Source organism: Candidatus Hydrogenedentota bacterium (genome assembly GCA_018005585.1).
In the GTDB taxonomy this organism is placed as follows: Bacteria; Hydrogenedentota; Hydrogenedentia; order Hydrogenedentales; family JAGMZX01; genus JAGMZX01.
In genome coordinates this window covers 1-6578 of the sequence record JAGMZX010000222.1, presented here as the reverse complement: position 1 = coordinate 6578, position 6578 = coordinate 1, and the positions used below count along the sequence as shown (strand labels likewise).

6 protein-coding genes are annotated in these 6578 nt (G+C 63.8%); 5 read left to right on the top strand and 1 reads right to left on the bottom strand.

Going from position 1 to position 6578, the window contains the following annotated elements:
• Both KA184_22495 and KA184_22490 read left to right on the top strand, forming a co-directional pair.
• The coding region (locus KA184_22495; protein ID MBP8132358.1) for a carbohydrate ABC transporter permease at window positions 1-1344 on the top strand (1344 nt) is incomplete at its 5' end.
• A gap of 5 nt (window positions 1345-1349) precedes the next feature.
• Complete coding sequence (locus tag KA184_22490) at window positions 1350-1736, top strand: VOC family protein (GenBank protein MBP8132357.1); 387 nt, start codon at window positions 1350-1352, stop codon at window positions 1734-1736.
• 31 nt (window positions 1737-1767) lie between these two features.
• On the opposite strand, the gene KA184_22485 is transcribed toward KA184_22490, so the two are convergent.
• The gene (locus KA184_22485; protein MBP8132356.1) at window positions 1768-2403 is read right to left on the bottom strand and encodes a class I SAM-dependent methyltransferase; all 636 of its coding nucleotides are present in this window, start codon (window positions 2401-2403) and stop codon (window positions 1768-1770) included.
• Window positions 2404-2573: 170 nt separating this feature from the next.
• On the opposite strand from KA184_22485, the gene KA184_22480 reads away from it, so the two are divergent.
• From KA184_22480 to KA184_22470, 3 genes are all read left to right on the top strand, one after another.
• A complete protein-coding gene (locus tag KA184_22480; protein MBP8132355.1) occupies window positions 2574-3767 on the top strand; it encodes a cofactor-independent phosphoglycerate mutase in 1194 nt (397 codons plus the stop codon).
• A gap of 227 nt (window positions 3768-3994) precedes the next feature.
• Entirely contained in the window at window positions 3995-5596 is a 1602-nt protein-coding gene (gene cimA, locus KA184_22475; protein ID MBP8132354.1) for a citramalate synthase, read from the top strand.
• A 68-nt stretch (window positions 5597-5664) separates the two neighbouring features.
• Window positions 5665-6578: PLDc N-terminal domain-containing protein (locus KA184_22470; GenBank protein ID MBP8132353.1), on the top strand; the 914-nt coding region annotated here is incomplete at its 3' end.

The window sequence follows — 6578 nt, the reverse complement described above, 5'->3', positions numbered from 1 at the left end:
CTTTTCCGGGAGAGCGCGGACGCGGCGGCGGCCTGGTTTACAGACGAAACGCGTCTGACGGCGGACCTGGTCCAGGAGGTATTCGACGCCGTGTACCGGCGCGTCGCTCTGTCGGAGATACTGTTCGTTTCCTGGAAGATGGACCGGGCGCATGTCGGGCTGGGGGAGGCGCGTGAGGTACCGTGGGCGGGGGTGGCGGGAGATGCGGACGGGGGCGAGGTGCTTTTCGCCGTGGAGGGGGATGCGCGGTGCGAAGCGCGCTCAGTTCCGCGGCCTGCGCAAGAAATATTCTACAGTTTTCGGGAGCGAGACTCGTTCCGGGTGCGGTTGAACGTGCCCTTGGGCGTTTCGCCGGCGTTGTTCCGCAAAGTGAGCGTGACGAATCACGGGGACCGTTCCTGGCACGAAATCAGGATAACGCTGGACTTGCCCGGGGAAGGCATGGCGCCCGCGCGGCGTCTGAGAGCGCGGGAGGCGGCCTATGCGGGGACGGACCGCTGGCAGGAGTCGACTTGGCAGGTTGCGAGCGAGCTGGACCGCGGGGTCGATTACCGGAACTGGGTCGTACTGGAAGAATGCGGGGCGCCGGATGCATCCCTGCCGGGCCGGGCGCTGATCACGATTGAATACCGGGACGCGGGCGCGGTGGGGCGGCTCTGGAACAAATACCTGGCAAACTATCGCGACGTGTTGCGGCGTGTGCCGTTGTGGGGATATGTGTGGAACAGCCTCGTGCTGGTGGCGTTGAACATACTGGGGCAGGTTCTGGCGTCCAGCCTGGTCGCATTTGCGTTTGCGCGGCTGCGCTGGCCGGGGCGGGATTTGTTCTTCGTGGCGATGTTGGCCACACTGATGGTTCCGCCGCAGGTGACGATGATTCCGCTGTTCCTGATCTTCAAGACGGTGGGATTCTACAATACGCTGCGCCCGCTTTGGGTTCCCGCATTCTGCGGCGGCGCGTTCTATATCTTCCTGTTGCGCCAGTTCATGCTCGGTATCCCGCGCGAGCTTGAGGACAGCGCGAAGATTGACGGATGCGGCTACGTGGCGATTTATACCAGAATTATCCTGCCGCTTATCAAGCCGGCGTTGGCGACCATAGGCATCTTCACGTTTCTTTGGGTCTGGAACGATTTCATGGGGCCGCTGATCTACATCGCGAAGCAGGAGTTGTACCCGTTGAGCTTGGGGCTGTTCGCGTTGCAGGCAATCATGGTTTGGCTCGTGCAGCATGGTGTCATGATGGCGGCCGCGGTGCTGATGACGCTGCCGGTGGTTGTGCTGTTCTTCGCGGCGCAGCGGCAGTTTATTCAAGGCGTGACGCTGACGGGACTGAAAGGATAGAAGCCATGGGATACCGGAAATGTATTGCGTTGTTACCGGTGGAAGACCTGGATGCAGTGGTGGCTTTCTACAGGGATGCGCTGGGATTCGAGGCGGTCGGGAGTCATCAGGAGGCGGGCGAGCTGGAATGGTGCCGTCTGCGTTCGGGAGGAGCGGAGGTCATGTTCTACAGTCCGGCGGCGGAAGGAGACGAGCCGCCGTTGCTGGAGGATCGGGACCGCGTGATCCTCTACCTGGTCACGGACGAACTGGAGAGGTTGCATGCATCGTTGTCGGAGCGGGGCGAGGAGGTGAGCCCGGTACGGGCGACGTTCTACGGTCTGGACGAGTGCGACGTGGTCGACCCTGCAGGGTATACGGTGACGCTGGCACAGCGTCGCGCTGAGGGGTGAACGAGCAGGTTCCACGTGGAACGGGGACGGGTCAGGGGCGGCGCACGAGATGGAGGGCACCGCGGCGTAACCCTCTGGTTGTCCACAGGTCATCCACACGTTCCACGTGGAACACCTCGAGTCCCGGGATCGCGTTAACCCTTGATTGACAGAGATATACGGTGCCCCCGGCAATCCGCGACGTCAGCGCCTTGCCCAAATGTGCCAGCTTTTCCACAGCGCGCGCCGTGATAACGTCCGCATGCATCTGCTCCACGGCTTCCGGAAACGACCCATGCCGCAAGTCGACACAAGGCAACCGCAGCGCCCCGATGACCTTGCGCAGGAACCCAACCTTCTTTGCCGAGCGTTCCACCATCACCAACGAAAGCGCCGGCAGCAGCACCTTCAGCGGAATCGCGGGAAAGCCCCCCCCACTGCCGATATCGAGCAGCGTGCCTTCGGGCGGACAGTATGCCCGGACCCACGGCGCCAAACTGACTGCGTCGGCCAAGTGCTCTTCCGCCAGACAAGCCAAGTCACCCGGCGCAACGAGTCCCGCGAAGTCGTTCCATTCGCGTATCAAGTCCAGATACGCTGCGAGTTGCTGCTCCATACCCGGCGTTACGCCTATCTGGCTCTCCGCCAGCAACCTCGTTACTTCTCTGTCAATAATCGTAGATTTCATATTATTCTTATTTTTCCGTGGGGCATGTTCCATTCGCGCAAAGTGTTTCATTCCAACTGGATAGTTTGATTTCTGGCCACGCGTGTGGTATTTTTGTTCAACTGGCACCCAAACGTCAAGGGGTATATTCAGTGGCAAGCGCGAAGTATATTATTCTCGTCGGCGACGGCATGGCAGACCTGCCCCATGCGGCGCTGGACGGCAAGACCCCGCTCGAGGCTGCGCGCATTCCGGCCATGGACCGGGTCGTGCAACGCGGCGCCACCGGCAATTACTGGCCGATCCCGGAGGGCATGCCCGCAGGCAGCGAGATAGGCAACCTTTCCTTGTTCGGCTACGACCCGCGCGCGACGTTCTGCGGGCGCGCGCCGATCGAGGCGGCGAGCCGCCGCATCGCTCTGGCCCCGGACCAAGTCGCGTTCCGCTGTAATCTGGTGACGCTGGAAGACGGGGTCATGCGCGATTTCACGGCGGGCCACATCACGAGCGAAGAAGGCGCGGCAATTATCGCATCGCTCGACGAGATCCTGTCACCGTCGATCCCGGTCCGTTTTCACTCGGGTGTCTCCTACCGGCACCTCGCGGTCGTGACGGCGGGCGCGGGGGCAAGCGTCCAGGACCTCGTCGCGACGGAGTGCACACCGCCGCATAACATCATGGACCAGCCGCACGCGGGCTACTGGCCGCAGGGTCCGGCGGCGGCAGGTATCACGGACATCATGAAGCGGTCCCAGGGCGTTTTGGCGGGGCACGCGGTGAACCGGAAGCGCGTGTCCGCGGGCAAGTTGGCGGCGACTTCGGCGTGGCTGTGGGGTCAGGGCACCTCGCCGAAGATGACCCCGTATCGCGAGAAGTTCGGACTGTCTGGCGCGGTGATTTCGGCGGTGGACTTGGTAAAGGGTCTGGGCGTGCTGGCGGGCCTTGAAGTCATTGATGTGCCGGGCGCCACGGGCTGGCTGGACACCAACTACGCGGGCAAGGTTTCCGGCGCGATGGACGCGCTGAGTAGGCATGATTTCGTGTACGTACACGTCGAGGCGCCGGATGAGGCGGCCCACCAGGGCCGGCTCGACCTGAAGATGCAGGCCATCGAGGATTTCGACGCGAAGGTTGTCGCGCCATTCCTCGATTACGTGGAACGCAATCCCGAGGCTCGGCTTCTCGTGGCGCCGGACCATTTCACGCTGTTGAGCACGAAAGGCCACTACGGCGACGCGACGCCTTTCGCGTTGTGCGGCGCGGGCGTGACCCGCTGCGGCGCCCAAGCGTATTCGGAGAGGGACGCGGCGCAAACGGGCGTTGCGTTGCGCGACGGGTACCGCCTGGTGGAACATATGCTACAGGAGGCGCGGATGGCGTTTTGAGGGAACAGGGAAATACGGGATAAGGCCCGAGGTTCACACGAGGATAGAGACCGGCAAGCAAAACGACGAGACATGCGGCATGAAGCTGAAACGAGACTGTCAAGAAAGTCCGAGGTGGCTTGCGCCTGATTCCGGTCCCGGAACGGCCGGCCCGAGTCTCTAATTCTGTTCTCCGCCCCTGCTTCCTTTGTCGACCTGTTCTGAACACAACCGAAGCTGGAAACACCGTGACAAGACGCATTGAAATCTACGATACGACGCTGCGCGACGGCGCGCAGGGCCCGGGCATCAAGTTTTCTTCCGAAGACCAGTTGCGCGTCGTACGCGAACTGGACGAACTGGGCGTGGCGTACATTGAAGGCGGACAGCCCGGCGCGAACCCGAAGGCAGTCGCGTTGTTTGAACGCACTCGTGATATGGAACTCAAACACGCGAAAATGGCCGCATTCGGAAGCACGCGCAATCCCCGCGCGCGCGCGGACGAAGACAGCAATCTGCGCGCCCTCGTTGGGGCGGGCACGGAAGTTGTCACTATCTTTGCGAAGACCTCGCCGCTGCACACGCGGGAGGTGCTGCACGTGCCCCTCGAGAAGAATATGGAGATCGTGCGGGAATCCGTCGATTTCCTGCGGCAGCACGGCAAACGGGTATTTCTGGACGCGGAGCATTTCTTCGACGGCTTTCGCGAAAGTCAGGAGTACGCTCTGGAAGTGCTGAAAACGGCCATGGACGCCGGGGCTGAGGTGCTGGTGCTGTGCGATACGAATGGCGGCAGCCTGCCCGCGGATGTGGGGCGGATCACCGCCGTGGTGCGGCGCGCGCTTCCGGAAGCGCGGCTGGGCATCCACACGCACAACGACGTGGGCTGCGGCGTGGCGAACGCGCTCGCGGCCGTGGTGGAAGGCGCGGACCAGGTGCAGGGCACGATTAACGGCTACGGGGAGCGCACGGGCAACGCGAACCTGTGCACGGTCATCCCAAATCTTCAGATCAAGATGGGGCTGGACGTGGTCACGCGGGAGCAGCTGGCGCGGCTGTGGCACGTGTCGCATTTCGTGGCGGAAATGGCGAATCAGTCGCCGCGCGACTTCGAGCCCTACGTGGGCCGCGATGCCTTCACGCACAAAGGCGGCATGCACGCCGATGCCGTGCGCAAGTTCAAGGCGAGCTATGAGCACGTGGACCCCGCGCAAATCGGCAACCGCACCATCATCGCCGTGAGCGAAGTGTCGGGGCGTTCGAGCCTGCTCGAAAAGGCGGAGGAGTTCGGCATCCCGCTTGACCGCGACCAGCCCGAGACCCGGAAGATTCTCGCCCGGATCAAGGACCTCGAGAATCAAGGCTACGAATTCGAGGGCGCCGATGCCTCGCTCGAACTGGAAATCCGCCGCGCCACCGGCACGCACCAGCGCTTCTTCAAGACCTTGCGTTATCATGCGGGTGTGTGGCACCGCTTCACCGCGGCCGCCGATTTCGCCGAGGCGACGGTCAAACTGGAAGTGGACGGCCAGCAATACCACACGGTAGCGGAAGGCAACGGCCCCGTTGACGCGTTGAACAAGGCGATGCGGCAGGCGCTCGAAGGCCGCTACCCCGAGCTGCGCGACGTGCGCCTCGAAGACTACAAGGTGCGTATTCTCGACGGCAAGGAGGCCACTCGCGCGAAGACCCGCGTGCTCATAGAGTCCGCCGACAACGAAGGCAACCTCTGGAACACCGTCGGCGTCTCCGAGAACATCATCACGGCATCCTACCTCGCTCTCGTGGACAGCTTTGAGTACCGGATCCTGAAATCGCGCGGGCGCGCCCAAGGGATGGAAACGGCGTAACGGGGCACAGGGCCGGGGACCATCTGCCGGTTGCTCTGCATGGGCGGGGGCAATAGACTACTGCGTGAGTGCGGCCGCTGCGCCGCCGGGAGGCGCCTATCAGCACGCTCTATGCCTTGATGGTTGAGCATCTGCTCACGGTCGTCGTCTTCTTTCTGGCGCTGACGCTCGTGGCGCGCGTATCGCGCGGGCACCAGCGGCCGGGCGGCGCGATTGCGTGGCTGCTCGCCATGGTGTTCATTCCGTATGCCGGCGTGCCGCTCTACCTGCTCGTCAGCGGGCGCAAGCTGGGTCGGCGCATGGAGCGGAAATGCGCGCTCTACGAAGTCGGGGCGGCCTGTGGCTACGGCGAGGGCATGCCGCGCGATACGGAGCGGGTGCTCCAGGCGGCGGGCATGCCGCCGCGCCGCGCGGGTAACGCGGTGACGCTGCATTTCAACGGGGAAAGCGCGTATGCCGAGTTGGTCGCGCTGCTCGAAAGCGCGGAGCGCGCGATCCATATCATGGTCTTTATTCTCGGGCGCGATGAGACCGGCCGCGGCATTGTCGAAGTCCTGACGCGCAAGGCGGCTCAGGGGGTTCAGGTGCGGCTGCTGCTCGATTCGCTCGGCAGCCTCACGACGAAGCGCAGGTTCGTGCGGCCCTTGCGCGACGCGGGCGGCGAAATCGGTCATTTCCTGCCCGTGCTGCCGGTCCGGCGGCGCTGGTCCGCGAACCTTCGCAATCACCGCAAAATCGCCATCGTGGACGGGCGGGCGGCCATGGTCGGCGGCATGAATCTCGACGGGCGGTTCATGGGTCCGCGCCCCGATGCCCGGCGTTTTCTTGACAGCGCCGTGTTCCTGCGCGGCCCGGCGGTTGGGGACATAGAGGACGTGTTCGCGAGCGACTGGGAATTCGCGACGGGCCAGGCCGTGCCGCGCGCCGCGGCCGCCGCGGCGCCGGTTGCGTTGGGCGATTCGGCCGTGCAGGTTGTGGCCAG